General features: G+C 48.4%; 12 protein-coding genes. 1 reads left to right on the top strand and 11 read right to left on the bottom strand.

Translation table 11 applies throughout. The features are described from left to right. Positions 1–13 precede the first annotated feature (13 nt). From HP398_RS25205 to HP398_RS25250, 10 genes are all read right to left on the bottom strand, one after another. A complete protein-coding gene (locus HP398_RS25205) occupies positions 14–2,686 on the bottom strand; it encodes an acetate and sugar kinases/Hsc70/actin family protein (protein ID WP_173623984.1) in 2,673 nt (890 codons plus the stop codon). 51 nt (positions 2,687–2,737) lie between these two features. Continuing rightward, positions 2,738–3,433: a hypothetical protein gene (locus tag HP398_RS25210; RefSeq protein WP_017252078.1), complete on the bottom strand. Its 696-nt coding sequence runs from the start codon at positions 3,431–3,433 to the stop codon at positions 2,738–2,740. After that, the gene (locus tag HP398_RS25215; RefSeq protein WP_173623985.1) at positions 3,424–4,701 is read right to left on the bottom strand and encodes a normocyte-binding protein; all 1,278 of its coding nucleotides are present in this window, start codon (positions 4,699–4,701) and stop codon (positions 3,424–3,426) included. Before HP398_RS25215 ends, HP398_RS25210 begins: the two co-directional genes overlap by 10 nt. Then, positions 4,698–6,548 carry a PP2C family protein-serine/threonine phosphatase gene (locus HP398_RS25220; RefSeq protein WP_173623986.1) on the bottom strand — a complete coding sequence of 617 codons (1,851 nt, stop codon included), beginning with the start codon at positions 6,546–6,548 and terminating at the stop codon, positions 4,698–4,700. Before HP398_RS25220 ends, HP398_RS25215 begins: the two co-directional genes overlap by 4 nt. Positions 6,549–6,568: 20 nt before the next feature. After that, positions 6,569–7,408 (bottom strand): PP2C family protein-serine/threonine phosphatase, encoded by an 840-nt coding sequence (locus HP398_RS25225; protein WP_017252080.1) that lies wholly within the window; start codon positions 7,406–7,408, stop codon positions 6,569–6,571. A 5-nt stretch (positions 7,409–7,413) separates the two neighbouring features. After that, positions 7,414–7,944 (bottom strand): FHA domain-containing protein, encoded by a 531-nt coding sequence (locus tag HP398_RS25230; protein WP_017252081.1) that lies wholly within the window; start codon positions 7,942–7,944, stop codon positions 7,414–7,416. 71 nt (positions 7,945–8,015) lie between these two features. Next, positions 8,016–8,570, bottom strand: coding sequence for an FHA domain-containing protein (locus HP398_RS25235; RefSeq protein WP_173623987.1), 555 nt, complete (start codon positions 8,568–8,570; stop codon positions 8,016–8,018). A gap of 332 nt (positions 8,571–8,902) precedes the next feature. Then, the gene (locus tag HP398_RS25240) at positions 8,903–9,349 is read right to left on the bottom strand and encodes a J domain-containing protein (protein ID WP_017252083.1); all 447 of its coding nucleotides are present in this window, start codon (positions 9,347–9,349) and stop codon (positions 8,903–8,905) included. 102 nt (positions 9,350–9,451) lie between these two features. Further along, on the bottom strand, positions 9,452–9,877 hold the full coding sequence (locus HP398_RS25245) for a hypothetical protein (protein WP_017252084.1): 426 nt from the start codon (positions 9,875–9,877) through the stop codon (positions 9,452–9,454). Positions 9,878–10,027: 150 nt separating this feature from the next. Continuing rightward, the gene (locus HP398_RS25250) at positions 10,028–12,196 is read right to left on the bottom strand and encodes a transcriptional regulator (RefSeq protein WP_173624061.1); all 2,169 of its coding nucleotides are present in this window, start codon (positions 12,194–12,196) and stop codon (positions 10,028–10,030) included. Between the two features lie 550 nt (positions 12,197–12,746). On the opposite strand from HP398_RS25250, the gene HP398_RS25255 reads away from it, so the two are divergent. After that, a complete protein-coding gene (locus tag HP398_RS25255) occupies positions 12,747–14,786 on the top strand; it encodes a VWA domain-containing protein (protein ID WP_173623988.1) in 2,040 nt (679 codons plus the stop codon). Here the strand turns inward: HP398_RS25255 and HP398_RS25260 are convergent. Continuing rightward, a complete protein-coding gene (locus HP398_RS25260) occupies positions 14,767–15,693 on the bottom strand; it encodes a serine/threonine protein kinase (RefSeq protein ID WP_173623989.1) in 927 nt (308 codons plus the stop codon). The genes HP398_RS25255 and HP398_RS25260 overlap by 20 nt on opposite strands. Positions 15,694–15,754: the final 61 nt, after the last annotated feature.

The following is a 15,754-nucleotide window of genomic DNA, read 5'->3' on the forward strand; positions in this document are numbered from 1 at the left end:
CCTGGTTACTTGATCATTTCATCCCGTCAAAGAAATCCAGCTCGGACAAGTCACTCTCAAAAGCAAAGAAAACCTTTTTTCCCAAAGCAAGCTGTTCATTCAGACGAGCTACTGGCACGACATGGAATCCCCACTCACTGCCGCTCGCAAAAACGAAGTATTTCGACTCGCCATTTTGAATCGAGTCAGTCTCATCCTGCGGGATATGCGTTCCGTACTTGCTCGCGATGTCCTCATACAACACGTTTTTGTATTGAGCAGGCTCATCCATGTACAAGTACCGCTGGCGCAGCTGGCCATCATTTTCCTTGAGATAAAATTCAACTTCGCTCACGCCGTAGGGACGCGAGATAGAGCCATGCACGAGACTCAGCTTTTCCTGACTGTGAATCAGCACTCTCTCTTGCTTGTTATGCGTGAAGGCGGTCACGGAATACGGGACGATCGGCGCATGGTTCGTAATTTGCGCTTCGATGAAGCCTGCCTTTTTGGCACTTTGATAGCGCAGTGCCCCACGTAAGCAAGACAGCTTCAGATCTGGCACCTTGCCTGCATCCTCTGACTTTTGCCGGAACTCGATACTGCGTCCTGGGACAAACTCTTTGAGCGCTTCACGGAAAACATCAATCCGGCACGACTGCCCAGTCAGCTTGATGATCGAGAAGTCAGCCAGCCTTCCTTGTTGGTAAAAATCGTCCAAGAAGACGCGCAAAATCTCGTAAATATCCGCCTTGATCAGGTGATTGATCTCTTTCGCGTTGAATACGACATCCGGAAAATCAAACACATCCCGGAAGTGACCATCCTCCCGTATCGACAACACCCATCGCTCGACTGCCGTCAGCTTTAGATCAGGCTCTTGACGATTTTCTGTATCGGATGTGAAGCGATTTCGCAGAATACCGGTCTGACGGAAAAATTCTTTTTTCATGTGGTCAGCGAGGTCCCACAAAAAGTGAAAATTATTGCGGACACGCTGATACTCGTCCCGGCTCTTATTCTCGTACTCCTTGTAGCGAGTCGGCAAAATCGCCTCAGCTTCCCGATATCTCGCCTCGAAGCGTTCATAGATGGAGTCGACGCCGTATTCATCTACGTACCGGAAAATTTCCGATCCAGGGATGTCGATGATCTGGTCGATGTCGGTCACTTGCCGCCCTTTTCCGTAATAGTCCGCGAAGACGATTTTCATAAATTGCATGATGCGATACGTAATGTTGTTGCCACCAAAATTGGTGTCGCCGTTTTCATAGGTCGTATCGATATCGATGCGATAGGAGATATGTCCGTCCTCGATCCGGAAATGGCATGATGACAGATCCGTCGTTCCTCCACCGCAATCGATGACGAGCGCTTGGTACGTTTCCCCGTCCAGAAAGCTGTTTTTGTCAATTTGATCCGCAATCGTGTTGAACAGGACGGCCATTCCTTCATCGAGAGCGTGCTCTGATTCGATGCGATACTCAGGCAAAATCTCGGTGAACATCTCAAGAAACTGCGTTTTCAGCTTGACCGGACTTGTGATATGCAGATGACGAAAGCGGCATTTGAATTGATGCTCGGCCATTTGAATGACGTGAAGAAGGTACTGGCGCAGGATGTCGCTTCGTTTCACAGTCGCGGTATTCCCTTGGCTGTCCATGACCTCTTCGATCTTGTGATAGCTGTTCACCCAGCGCTTGATGCCTTGAAACACGGTCGCGTTCGTGCTGTATCCGTTCTTTTTCATGTGCCGCAGTGCTTCATAACCGATGTGAAAGCGAACGTCATGTGGGGAGGAGCAATCCGCCACGCTGACAGACGTCGGCAGCACCTCGATCCATTCCTCGTTTTTTTGCGTTGTATCGGGGAAAGAGACGTAATTGATCGCATTCAAGCGTATACGTCCATTCAACAAGTCGTTGCTAGAAGGGGAGCTGACATACTGATGGTCGAGAAAAGTACCCGCTGTCGTCGAGGAGGTACCAAAATCAATCGCGAGAACGGCATCTGTTTCTTCCAATTCCCTGATCTCGAGGTCAGTCACCGGTACTTTGTAGTAGTGGAGATTGACAGGCGGCAACGGATGGTCCTGGTGATACGCCTTGTACAAATACTCCGAATCCTGCTTGCGGAAAAAGAGCAGGCTGTAGTTTTGATTGACGGTTTTTCTCAATGGAGCATCCTGGTGAGCGTGCAGCGTAAAATGCCCCGCTCTCCTATCGTCTTTGTCTTTATGCAGATGCAGAATGCCGCATAGCTCCATATGGTCATTCACTAAAAGCACATTGGATTCGGACAAGCCTTGGGAGGATTCGACGCGATAGTTGTCTAGCCTGTCAATGGCGAGACCCATGTACAAGCACATCTTCGCTGGAATTTTGATCGCATCTACACCTGGCATCGGTGTGTTTAAATATTTGTGGAGTACAGCTTCGAGGCGTTCAATACCACCTGGAACAGCGCGCTCAATCAGAAGGTTTTCTTCTGCCCCACGAAAACGCAGAAGCGTTTGCAGCAGTCCCTCCCGATCGAGATTGTTCACGACAGAGCCGACCAGTTTTTCCTTGTAGCAAATATTGCGGAGCTGAAAGGTCGTCATCTCCATCAGCTCGTCCCGTGTGTAGGTCGCTTCGCCTGGATGATTGCGTTGATTTCCATCCCCGCTGCCTTTTTGGAGATGAAGCTTATATGAATAGGTAGTCATCCCAACTCTCCTCTCTCCCGACCTTCGTTGGGGTCAATCGGTCAAAAAACTCTAGTACAGTGCAACACTGTCGATTTGCATCGTTTCCTCGACATCCAAAATGCCGAAATGATTTCGCCAATAAATCTCTGTATGGAACCGAACCGGTAGAAAAATATCCTTGATTAAAGCGAGCTTGGCATGTGCCGTTTCACTTTCCGACTGCCCAACGTAAATCAGCAGTTCATCTTTTTCTTCGCAATTGGCGTAAATCGTAGAGTGAGAGAAAATTTTGCGCATCGTATCCTTGAGCAGGTACACCGCTTCGCCGGTCTCATACAAGCGCAAAATATTGCCTGCGATAATCTCTCGCTCCTCTTTGGTAAAAAGTCGGATATTTTCCTGTACCCGACTGCCGAACAGCCCCGCTTCCAAATCGCGCAATACAAAACGGATGTGGTATTCACGCTTGTTCATCCCTTGCGACAGATCAATCTCGGCCAGCAAATGGATGATGATATCAAACAAGGTATGCCGAAGCTCTACATCGTCCGAGTAATTGGCGTCGAAAAGGTCACGGAAAATATCGTCGAAGCGGTAGTACGGATTCACTTCTACTGTCTTATCCACCGTTTTGGCGTTGATGGCCTCATGACTCAGCTCCATGTAGGGTGAATACACTTTGGCCGCTTGGAACTGGATGTCTTTTGGGGCGATCCCGGCGCGTTTTGCACGAATAACCAAATCCCAGATGTAATTCAAGCCCATTCTCCTTCACACTTGTATTCCGGAAAATACATCTGAACCTCGGAGACGAGGAAGCTCATCATGTCTTGGAGAAGAAAGCTGTTCGCCCCGCGTCTCCGAAAGCCGAGAGCCATGATCTTCTTGTCGTTTTCTACACGGACGTTATCGCTAATGAACGGATTTAAGCCGTACGTAGCGGGAGGCCGATTGTTTTTGTCCCGGATCTCTACATTCACTAGCTCCAATTGTTCAGCGGCTTCAAAGGAATGGACGATTCGGATAATCTCTCCTTTAGCCCGTACGGTCATCGCCTGCTTCCGCGCATAGCTCCCAACGAAGCTGTTTTTGCGACGATTGGACACCAATTCGTAATCCAGTCTCCCGATGCGGGTCGTGACAGGCTGTGTAATTTTGCATACGTTCCAAACTCCCGACTTCTCCTGAGGCGAGACGATCGTGAGCTCTTCCGGCGAACGCTTGATGTAGCGAATCAGCTCCTCATCTCCATCCACCAAATACCCGTGCTCACTACCCGTCTTGCGTAACGACAGGACATGCTCGAAGTTCACCCGGTCAATGGCAGGTACGGGAAAGCCGATGTTTTTTAAAGCCAAACGCTCGATGTTCCACAACGGGATCACGTCCAGCTTTTTGTAAGGCTCCCACTCATCAAGGGTCATCGACATTTCCAGTATCTCTTCGTCTTCTGTAAACGTGCCCTCACAGGCAACCAGAATGACATCGAAAAACTTGCTGGCGTAAGGGTGATTCACCGTTTTCCACGGCATCCCGTTCTTTTGAAACATGTTGTACAGCTTTTCCAGCTCATCCATATACACACGACTTTGTTGGAGGCGCACCTCGATTGGATAGTGATTGCCTGCCGTGTTCAGACGACCCTTGAAGGTTCGCTTGCTCATCATCAGCGCCTGAATCTTGTCATATTCACACTCTAAAAAGATCGTCATCATGACCGCTTCTTCCTGGTTGCTGAGCCTGACCGCCAATTCTTTGCGATCACATATCTTCTTTTCCTCATCGCCAGGGATCATCGGGTACAAATACTCGTGGATCGGGTCAAAATCATCGCGATGGCAGAGGGTCACGTAGATGTCATGCTTATCTTCCTTGTCCTCGATCTCGGAAAAAACACGCTCCTCCAGCTTCTTCTGCATCTCCTCCTGATACTCGACCAGGTTGAGGAAGACACCGTTCATGATCTGCTTGAGTAGCCTGCGCTGCTCCAGCTCCTCCATTTTGTTCAAACGATCCAGTACGATCTCTTTCATGGCGTTTTCGCTGCCTCCTCCTGTGTCGGATTGGCTGTAGCTGGTGGATTAGCTTGCGGTGACTGAACTGGCTGAGTCGCCGGAGCTGTCTCGGTTGGCGGGGCTGCTTGATTGGTCGGCGCTACTTGGGGCGCCGGAACTGGCTGGTAAGTTGGAGCCACCGGATTGACTGGGACTGCCTGATTGATAGGAGCTGTCTGGTTAACTGGTGCCGTTTGATTCACCTGAGCTGCCGGAGGTTGACTCGCAGCACTCGTCCCTTGCACAGGAGGCTGGCCTGCTGGCGCACCTGCCGAAGGTGGAGCAGCAGGAGGATTCAGCTTCTCCTCTGCCTTTGTCACCTTGCGCTCCATCGCCAAAACTTTTTCCAGCACACCAATCTCCTGATAAATTTCCTGCGCCTGCGTATACGATTGGATCGCTCCCTCGAAGTCTTGCGCCGCATAGCTCTCGTCGCCTTGCTTCTCCAGCTTGTCACCATCGAGCGTCTTCTTTTCCTTGTCAATGCCGGTCTTTTTGGAAGCTACCTCATCCAGCTTGGTGCGAAGCTCCTTTTCTCCTGTTACAAAAGACGTTTCCAACGCCAGCTTGCGCGCCTTTTGGTAATAGGCTTCTGCCCCAGCGTAATCCTGCGCCTCAAACAAGAGATCGCCTTCCTTTTTCCACTGCATGACGAGTACATACGATTGCGTCTTTTCTTTCTTCTCCAAAATCTCCGGTTCGTTAAAATCTTCGCGCCCTTTCATTTCCTTGAGCGCCTTGTCGTACTTATCCAATGCCTTGGCGAACTGCTCATCTTTTACAGCCGTATCTCCATCCACGATCAACTGTGTAATGCGGATTTTTTTCGCCAAGAGAGTGGCTTGAATTTTGTTTTTGACGATATTTGCGGCATTTCGGGCTTCGCTGTACGCCTTGAGTGCCTTCGGATAATCGCTCTCCGCAATGAAAGCGTCTCCGGCTGTTTCATGCTCGAACATGCCTGTCGCAGCATCCGCGATGCGCTCCGCTTCTTTCATTTTGAACAGCAGAGCTCCGCCTCCAGCCAAGGCAAGCACGAGAAGGATGAGTGCCACCCGTTTGATAATCCGCCATTTTTTTTGCGGGTCTGTCTTGAAAATTTTGTTCGCAAAAATAGCGGCTGCCGTGTAGTTTTGAACGACATGCTCTTGCTTGCTCAAAAGCACGTCTTCCAACGTATCGATCCAGGTTTCCGGATCTGTCGCCTCTTGAAGTCCGTCCTTCATTTCGGCCGAATTCACCTTTTCCCACAGACCTGGGGTGGCAAGCAGAAAAACATCACCGTCATAGAGCGGAAGCTTCTTGGAGATAAACGGGCGAAATTCATTGGGTGTCCCCAAATAGCTCAAGAGATTATGCCGCTCCTCGTGCTGATCAAGCGAGTCCTCTGCGATTTCCTCCCCATCCACCATCTGTTGGGCAAGACTCTGATCCTTGCTTTGCCATTGCAGTCGGCCATTGCGAAACTGATACAGACGGGTGTTACCAGCGACACCGTACCTCACTCTGGCATAGTCCGTTACGATTACCGTCAAGCTCGCTTTTAATCTGACGCGATGGCTCTCAGCTTGTAGGACACGATGGGCCTCCTGTAAATAGCGGCGAATACGATAACGCGAAATAGACGGCCTCTGCAAAAAGTAGCCAAGAACGCTTTTGGCCGCCAACTCTGCACTCTCTACTTCCTGATCGTTGTCCAATCCGCGGGCGATTACCCAGCACGCGATATCATCCAGCTCGGCATAGGCAAAGTAATCCTTGTTGCGAACGAAGCTGCCTGATTCGGATAGAAACCCGGTAATGAATTCACTGTTGTCCTTTCTCATTCGTACTACCCGCTCCCCCGTTACCAGCCTTTTTCCAGGATGAGAATGGTTGCGTTGTCCTGATTGGCTTTTTGCTTGCTTTCCACCGCTTCAATGATTTGGTCAGCCGCGTCATGGGCAGCGATTTTTTGGAACAAAATCTGCTCGAGCTCCATCTCGGTTAACGTATCGTAGACGCCGTCACTACACAGAATGACCTTGTCTCCCTTCTCAAGTGGAAACGGCTCACGCCCAATTTCAATATTTTGAAAGTTGTCGTAACCCAAGTAGTTGATCAGCTGTTTTTTCTGCGGATGCTCCAGCGCCTCGTCCTTCGTAATCTCGCCGGACAGAAAACGAGCCTCCAGCACCGACTCATAAATGTCTTTTTGATTGATCGGGATGAATTCTCCATCCCGGAAAACAGTAATGATACTGTCTCCAACCGCTCCCCAGTACAGCTTGTCCTCTACGATTACGCCAGCGACCAGCGTGGTCCCACCCCGACTTCCTCTCAGCGCCTGCAAAATCTCCGAATTGGCCAGAGAAGCAGCCCGGGAAAAGAAGAGGGACATATGCTTCGGGTTGTCCAGCTTTGTAAATTCGCGGATAAATGTAGTCACGGCAAGCGTTGAAGCAAGTCTGCCGTTAGCCAGTCCACTGATTCCATCAGCCAAGATCGCAATCGTCCCATGAGACGATGTTGCTGTAGAAAAGTAATCATCCTGTTCTTCTCGTCTGCCGATCGTCTGTCCATTTCCGATCTGGATGACGGGATTCTTTTCTTGCCGGATCAAAGTTGCACGCAGACGAAACAAAAGAGTAATGGCAATGATCACGCCGAGGACGACTAGATACGGGATTGCGCCCTGTTGAAACATGCTCATCATTCCTTGCCTTTGTTAGAGTTGTCCCACTCGAAGTGAACACCGCACAGCGGGATGAAAATAAAGGTACTCTTTCCGAGCTGAAGCACATCGTACGCAGTAAGCTCGACTGGTGTGTACACTGCTTCATTGTTATGATAGGCAAGCCCCGATGCATCACCCGGGAGCAAGTAAAAGTTGCGTTTTTTCGGATCGTAAACAATTACCGCATGATTGCGGCGAGAGATCGTGTTGTCTCCGACGATTCGGATATGCATATCCTCTGCGCGACCGATGAAGTTCTTCTCCGCCATAATGCGGTAATCTTGACCTTGTTGCGGCCCCTCAATACATACCAGCCATCCGGTAACAGGCTCAATCCCTTCTGTTTCTCCCAGGTACGGCATCGTTTTATCGTCGTCTGCCACTCTCGCTGGTGCTTTATTGTCTGGCTTTGCCCCAGGCTCAACGACCATACTGCAATAAGGGCAGGTACTTCCGTGTTTTCTGGTGCTAAACATGTGACCATTCGCGCATCTTGTCAAACTCATTCTTCTGCTCCCCCGTTTCGTTCCGTGCAAGGACGATATGTATGTGTGTAAAAGCGCTGTTTCCCCCGTTGTTATTTCAACAACAATCGGGTATTGGCTATGTAAATGATGTCGCCAGCCTTAACGTTATGCGGCTGTTCAATCTCCAGCTTGCTCTTGTCTCGTTTGTTCGGCGGCTTGATGCCTGTGCCGTTTTTGGAATGAATATCCTCGATGAACCAATTCCCAGACGCTTGATTCAGAACCGCATGCTGCTTGCTGATCAAGGCAGCGTATTCCGCGTCCGCCAAGTCGATGTCGACCTCGTTTTGCGCGGAGCTTTTGCCGATCAAAAGGGATGTCTCCCCTTGGATGTACCACTCCTTCACGCTCTCTCCCTCTTCATCTAATAGAACCAGTTTGGTGACGCCATCCTCTTTCTTTGGCTCTGGTTCGTCGGGGCTTCCGAATTTGACGATTATGACCCCGAACAAAAAGAGTCCGAAGGTAATTCCTGTAATAATTTTCAGAGTGTTACTGTCCGTATAACCAAAGACATAAATGAGTGCACTAATCACAAGAATGGAAATCAGCAGCTCTATGAGCTTCACTCTGATGGACTTTTGGTACCCTTTTTTCTTCGCCACATCTTTCCCCCCAATCAACTACCTATTACTGCTTTTGTTCAAAAATTTGTCTTTTCAGCACCGAGAAAGTTACGTGAACCTGAAGAAGGAGGAGCGCAGTGTAGGGGCCCTACATGAGCACCAGACTTCAGAGGTGAACGTAACTTTCGATGCCGAATCAACTTCGCGAATGACTTTGTGATCAAAAGACGAATTTTTGAACTTCCTTTTAAGAAAAATGCTCCGAGCTTTGGGCGAATGGTGTATGTATGGACATCCATCCAAAGACAGGAGCAGGTTGCTACTACCTCTATGTCATGAAAGAGCTGTCATCCAAGCCCGATTTTTCCATCTTATTTTTTCTTCATGCGGAAAAACTGTTCAAACATATCCGTTGTATCCAGTGGATTTTTTTTGCCGGACTTCATGCTGTCGTTCATCTCGCCTGTCTTCGGATTAAATCCAAAAAATCGTTCAAAGGTGCTTCCCAAATCTTCGAAGTTCATACCCGGTGCAGTCTGTGCTTGCTGTTTGCTTTGCCCTTGTTTCGTGCCACTTGTATGGCCTGTCTGTTGTTTCTTCTGCTGAAAAGCTTCGTAACGCGCGTCGTACGCCTCGCGCAAGGCTGGGTCCTGCAATGTTTGATAGGCCTCAGTAATTTCTTTAAAAATTCTCTCTGACTCACTGCTCCCGGCATTTACATCCGGATGATGCTGCTTTGCCAGTTGACGGTATGCTTTTTTGATGTCATTCGTGGAAGCTTGTTTGGTTAGCCCCAGAATCTCGTAATAATTTTTCATGCATGCACCCTCTGTCTGGCAATGATTTTCGTTATTTTGTAGAGCCGTACCTCGAACACGGCTTTCGAGGTACGGCTCTTCCTACCTTACTTCTCTCAAAACCTAAACAGCGTAGCCGCCTTCGATTTTGGTGAGTTCGGTTTTGTCTTTCTTTTGCTTGATGAAGATGCTGAATGTTCCTACACCCTCGGTATCGCCAAAGCTCTCGTTGTAATCCACTACGAATGCGTTCGGGAAATGGATTTTGCGGATCACTTGATCAGCAGCGATTACTTCCAGTGTTACTTTGCGGTAGCAATCCGCTTTTTCTGCTGGTACCAAAGACCAGAGAGCCAGCTTCATGGTGTCATCCGCACTGTCACCATCTGTTGCAGTGATGATTTTGCCAGTCAGTTTCAGTGTTGCACCCACATCAGTGGAGCGCGCGTTGGAATCGTCTGGCGTGTCAGTGTCGTACTTTACTGTCTGAATGTTGTCCATGCCCAGCTCAATTGTTTCAGAACCTTCTACTTTGAGTCGAAAACCCATGGATAAAACCTCCTTGAAATGAAATCTTGCTCTCGAAATACCTGATTGGCTTCGAGGCTTATGTGTAAGGGTGCGTTTTGGGAAACACACCTCTAACCACCTGCGTAATGTGTCAAAAAGTTTCATAAACAGCTCTCCAGGGGATCAATGCTATGCTTTGACCGGAGTCGTTCCTTTGGTGATGGTGACCTCCAGATTTTTCACATTGCCGTTGAACACCAGATCGATATGGCACAGATTGCTCTTGTCATCAATGATGTAGCTCATGTCATCACCATCGTGAATGATGGAGTTCACGAAGCCGCGTGTGCCCAGCCATTTGCTTTTTTGGCTGCTCGGATTGTTACTGAAGAACTTCACGATGTTATCGTGTTTGAAATCACCAGTCTGGAAGCGGAGAATCCGCTCGATATAGGTGCTGACCAGTGTTTTGTAGATGGAATCAAAGCCGTCCTCTGCCATGGCGAGGCTGCGTGCCTTGTACACCGTAATGCGCTTGATATCTTTGCCTTGGATTTGTGCATTTTCCGAAGAGAAGACGAATCCAAAGTTTTTGCGGTTGATGGAATCTTTAATGTTGTTGGTAAAGCCAGAGATTTCTTTGGCCATTGTCGTGATAGCGCGCAGTCCATTTTCACCTGCTTCGATGTCAAAGCGCACACCCGGATATTCGCGGCTAACCACTTTGAATGCCTCACGCAAGTACTCTGGACACTGGTACGCTGCCACGACACCAGCAGCTACATAGCTGGCACCGACATAAACACCCTCGATCCACAGCTTCAGGATGTCTTCTTTTTCCTGGGACAGCTTCACGCCGTCTTCGGTTTGCAGCATTCTGCTGTCGATGACAACTCCTGATTTATCTTTCGGAATAATCGTGAAGTTCGGAATGCTCGGGATCGCGAATTCACTGAATTCTTTGCGCACTAGGATTCCGCACTTGTCGATGTATTTATCAATACCCGCAGTCGCCATGCTGTTGAAGGTCGTTTCTTCACCTGTACTGAAGCTGAAGAACACTTGTACCTTGAAGTCCTTGACGACTTGGAGCAGCATGGTGAGCGATTCCATCGTATTGCCGTCCTGCTTGACGACTTTTTCGTTCCCACGGAAACGCTCGCGAGTCACTTGTGCTTTTCCGGCGGAATCCATATCAACAGATGGAACGATTCCGAACCAGATCGTATCCGTGAAGTCGTTTTTCGCGTTGACCGTGTTCAGGTAAGTCTCCAGACGCGGAATGTTGCTGGACTTCACGAGCATGTCGAGCTTCGTATTCGTGATCAGCATAGCTGGCTGCATGCCTTTGTTCTTGGTCACGTACTGATCGAAGAACATCTTCACGCCCAAAATTTTCTCAACCAAAGGCTTCACCGTTTTTACGAAGTCGTCCTTGGCGTTTTTGTAAAACTCCAGATACGTATTGTAGTTCTGTACTTCTGTCTCAATGTTGACTTCGGTATGTACCGTCGGTAGCGGGCAGAAGGTGCGCACCACGAGATCTTTTACATAGGAGGATGGCGTCTCAGTGATCGACTCGTAATCCTCTTCGAAAACGTTCATCAGTCCGTTTCCGCTGTTTTCATCGAGAACCATCAGCTCGCGGCTGTCATTCTTCGGTGCTTCGATGATCTTCAGTTCTCCGTCTTCCCCAATCGTCAGCATCCCGATCTGAATCGCTTCGGATTGATTCTCTTCTTGTGCGCCGCCCAAGAGCAGTCGTGTTTTGATATCTTCAATTGCCAGCGGCAGCATCGCCATGACGTTGTTGTAGTTTCTGCTGGCATCCTCGAACATCGTGTTCAGCTTGTCACCGAGATCGAGCTTCTTCGGATCGCCATCATCGAGCTTTTCGTAATGGCCGTACAAGTAGTGAATCTCTTTGCGCACCTGACGGATGTCATCCATCACTTTTTTCGGGGAAATCATATCGAGCAAATTCTCGAATTTGAAATCCACATTTGTGATCCCTTGGCTGCGCTTCGTATCAATCAGGGTAAACAGCATTTTCAAGAAGTCGTTGCTCTGATCGATCTTGATCTCAGAAATCGCATCCTCTGCAATTCCGTCAGGCTTTTTCAAGGTGTACATCACTTTTTGGTTCGCTGCATTGTAGAACGAATACACGCTCGGGGAGAACTTGTCCAAAAACTCATCGAAGCTGCGCACGAGGAGGTGCTCGTTGATCTCCTTGATCTTGTCGTCACTGAGACTGTCGATGCCTTTTACATCTCCAACAATAGTGATCAGGTCCAATTTTTCCGGGTTGATCTCTTCGAACAGCATGGTTCGGTTGGTCTGGTTAATAATGTCCATAAATGGCCCCTTTCTGTTGTCTGCATAACCACTTAGTCCTACTTGATAGATGATGAGTCCTACTTCTCGAAAGAAAATGAAAATCGTGACATTTATACCAAAAACAAGCAAAAAATCTTGCCTCTAAATTAAACGTAGCCCGCATAATTTGTCAACATTCCTCGGAACGTGACGATTTTCCTATATCCCGAAGACCATTCCCAGTATTTAGACCCATTTTATTCCACAAATCTTCCTTTTCTTGGATTCTCGTTTTATGCTGAAGACACAGAGTCTCCTTTCCTAGTTCTTCGAAAAAATTGTGATAAGCACAGCCTTGTCCACTCTCTTACTAGGAAAGAAGCACAAGGACTGATAGATATTTCTCCCTAGTTGCCGCTGGGGAGTATTATGCATTCACCTCATATTTACATAAATGGGTGTTATTAACTTTTATATACATCGGCAATATGAAACCGATTTTTTATACGAACAAACATTTATAGGTAAATCGTCCCATTTTAGTAAGGTATGAACTTTTTAAAATTTTTTTCAGAAAAAAGGTGAATGTATGTACAAAAATCGTCAGTCAACCCTCTTTCTGCCGCCACTTTTTCGAATGGTGGTCATTGGACTGCTTCTTCCCATGCTCTTCTTGTCCGCCCCTCTTACTGCGGGGGCAAATGGAACAGCAGATGCGGGAGTAGACGCAGTCTTTGTCATTGATACGAGTAATTCCATGAACAAAACGGACCCTGGCAAAACAGCCGCAGAGGTCATGAGTATGTTCATTGATATGAGCGAAGCCACGCGTACCCGCATTGGCTTTGTCGCTTATAATGATCGGATTGTACAAGCTCAGTCTCTAGCGAGCATGGCCGAAGCAAGAAATCGGGAACAGCTCAAGCGAACCATTCAAGGGATGCGGTACTCTGGGTATTCGGATTTAGGACTCGGTTTGCGCAGAGGGGCAGATCTGATTGAAAAAGCAAAGGACCCGGCACGCAAGCCATTTTTGATCCTTCTCTCAGACGGGGGAACAGATTTGCGGCAAAATGCGGGTGGCAGGAGTGTGGCAGCATCCAACAAGGACGTGGAGACAGCTATCGCAAAAGCAAAAGCGCAAGGCTATCCCATCTATACGATTGGCCTCAATAGCGATGGCACCGTCCAAAAGGAACAACTGAAAAAAATCGCAGAGGCAACAGGCGGAACTTCCTTTGTCACACAAAGTACGGATGATCTGCCCGAAATCTTCAATCAGATTTTTGCCAAGCATATTCAATCGCAGCTCGTGTCGGTGGCGGCGATGACAGCTACCGGGGGCTTGCAGGAAGTGACCGTGACCATTCCTAACGCCAGCATGCAGGAAGCGAACATTATCCTATTGTCGAACAATCCGCTGCTGGAATCGCAAGTGTACTATCAATCGCAAAATGTGCATTTTATGAAATCAAAAAAATACTCCCTGATGAAAATAGAAAAGCCGAAGAAGGGAAACTATCTCGTAAAATTTAGAGGCAAACCCGGGGATTTGGTGAAAATCAATTTACTGGGGAATTACAGTTTGATGGCTGGTGTAGAGGTCAAACCTGAACCTGTTATCAAGGGGAATCCTGCTACGTTTACTACCTATCTCCACCATCTGGAGGGTGGCAAACGACTGGATGACAAGGATGTGTATGCATCCATGCAAGCAGAACTGATCGTAACCGATCTCGCGGGGAAAAAAGAAGAAAAGGTCCCGATGAAGAATCTTGGCGATAGCTTTACAGTCGACTACGTCTTCCCTCACACGGGCAAGTACGAGTGGAGAATTTTTATGAATGGCCCGGACTTTTATCGCGAGACGGCTACGAGCGTTTTTGATATCACGAATATCGCGCCAGTTGCTGCCTCGGTAAATACCTTGACGATCGAGAAGGAAAACGGTGAGCAGGCTATCGATTTAGGTTCGTTCTTCACCGACGCCAATAACGACAAGCTGACCTATACCATCGTCACCGCTGATCCAGACGAACGATTTGTCGCTACGATTCAAGACGCGGCTCTGAAGCTCTCACCAGAGAAAAGCGGCACATCAGAAATCACCATCACCGCCACGGATGCGGAAGGAGCAAGTGTCACAGGCCCGCTCGTCATTACCGTACACTCGGTATGGGATCGCTACATCACCATCGGCATGATTGTGTTGCTCGTAGCTGCGATCGGCTATGGTGTTTACCTGCTTACACGTCCTAAACCTGCCTTTGTGGGACGTCTTGAGGGGTATTTCCTGCACACGGCAAGCGGCAATGACATTCCTGTCAAGTTTTGGCCTCTCGCCTCCTTTGGCAAGAAACAACGGATCACGTTGCAGGATCTGTTCACCAGTTTGGACGTGAATGAGCATTTGCCCGAAGCGCAGAAGATTTACTTCCAGCCAGGAAAAAATCAGACGCTACTCTTGGTCAATCATAGTCACTGCACAGTTGAGCAGGGCAAGGAAGCCATGCCCCGACATAAAAAGCTCGTCCTCCAATACAACGACAAGGTGTATGTGACCTTCGAGGATCGGATGACCGAGATCGAAATTCGCTTTAAGAAAACGTCTAGTGAGGAAGCTTCCTAAAAGAGAAGCGCGCCTTTCCCTTCCAAATCAGATGCTCTGCACGAATCGCTGTCGCAAACAGCTTGAGTGTGGGGCATCTTTTTTTCGAGTCGACGGCCAAGCCCCACATAATGACATTCGCCAGAAGCAGCGGAACCTCAGGGTTGATCGTTCGAAGCGATGGCAAGCGATCCTCAATCACTCTTGCCGCCACATCAACGGGACGCTCTTTGGTCAGACAGTAATACAGCGTGGCAGCCAGGCTGTAAATATCTGAGATGACTCCTTGCTTGGATTGACCCGAGTAAAACTCAAGCGGTGAATATCCTTCTGTCGTCACGATCGGCTTGGGTTCATCCTTATCGAAATAGATCGCGGAGCCAAAATCGATCAGCATAGGATGACCAGCTTCTGTGACCAAGATGTTTTTGGGCTTGATATCGCGATGAATGATGCCTTTTTTGTGCAAATAGTCTAATCCGTCAAATACCGGAAGTACCGTCTGATGCAAAAATGCTCCCAGATCAAGCTCGGCTTGGGCTAATACATACTCATCCAGCGTCTTCCCTTTGCAATAGTCAACGACGAGATAACCTGTGCCATTTTCGGCAAAATGGTCGATGTATCCGATGATAGTTGGATGATTCAGTTCTTGGTGTAGGGACGCCTCTTGCCAAAAGCTGTCTAGTAGCATGTCGAATTTGGCTTGTAACGATGGTCTGCGACAAATGACCTTCACGTGATCCAAATCTCGCATAGCTAATACTTGAGGGAAAAACTCTTTGAGAATGAGTGTCCGCTTGCTTTTCATATGGTAGACCACATACACATTCGACAGCTCACTTGTGGAAATGGTCTTTTTGATCCGATAAGCTTTTTGCAGGATCGTGCCTTTTTTCAGACCTCTTTCCCGTTCTATCTGTCCCATGTCATGGCCTCCTCTATCTTTCCTCTCAAAAAATGATAACGAAAGATGGGGGATTCTGGCA

It is taken from the genome of Brevibacillus sp. HB1.4B, from assembly GCF_013284285.1.
In the GTDB taxonomy this organism is placed as follows: Bacteria; Bacillota; Bacilli; order Brevibacillales; family Brevibacillaceae; genus Brevibacillus; species Brevibacillus porteri.

Coding starts and splice junctions, on each gene's coding strand:
- HP398_RS25205 (WP_173623984.1), bottom strand. CDS start 2,686: ATGACTACCTATTCATATAAGCTTCATCTCCAAAAAGGCAGCGGGGAT.
- HP398_RS25210 (WP_017252078.1), bottom strand. CDS start 3,433: ATGGGCTTGAATTACATCTGGGATTTGGTTATTCGTGCAAAACGCGCC.
- HP398_RS25215 (WP_173623985.1), bottom strand. CDS start 4,701: ATGAAAGAGATCGTACTGGATCGTTTGAACAAAATGGAGGAGCTGGAG.
- HP398_RS25220 (WP_173623986.1), bottom strand. CDS start 6,548: ATGAGAAAGGACAACAGTGAATTCATTACCGGGTTTCTATCCGAATCA.
- HP398_RS25225 (WP_017252080.1), bottom strand. CDS start 7,408: ATGTTTCAACAGGGCGCAATCCCGTATCTAGTCGTCCTCGGCGTGATC.
- HP398_RS25230 (WP_017252081.1), bottom strand. CDS start 7,944: ATGAGTTTGACAAGATGCGCGAATGGTCACATGTTTAGCACCAGAAAA.
- HP398_RS25240 (WP_017252083.1), bottom strand. CDS start 9,349: ATGAAAAATTATTACGAGATTCTGGGGCTAACCAAACAAGCTTCCACG.
- HP398_RS25245 (WP_017252084.1), bottom strand. CDS start 9,877: ATGGGTTTTCGACTCAAAGTAGAAGGTTCTGAAACAATTGAGCTGGGC.
- HP398_RS25250 (WP_173624061.1), bottom strand. CDS start 12,196: ATGGACATTATTAACCAGACCAACCGAACCATGCTGTTCGAAGAGATC.
- HP398_RS25255 (WP_173623988.1), top strand. CDS start 12,747: ATGTACAAAAATCGTCAGTCAACCCTCTTTCTGCCGCCACTTTTTCGA.
- HP398_RS25260 (WP_173623989.1), bottom strand. CDS start 15,693: ATGGGACAGATAGAACGGGAAAGAGGTCTGAAAAAAGGCACGATCCTG.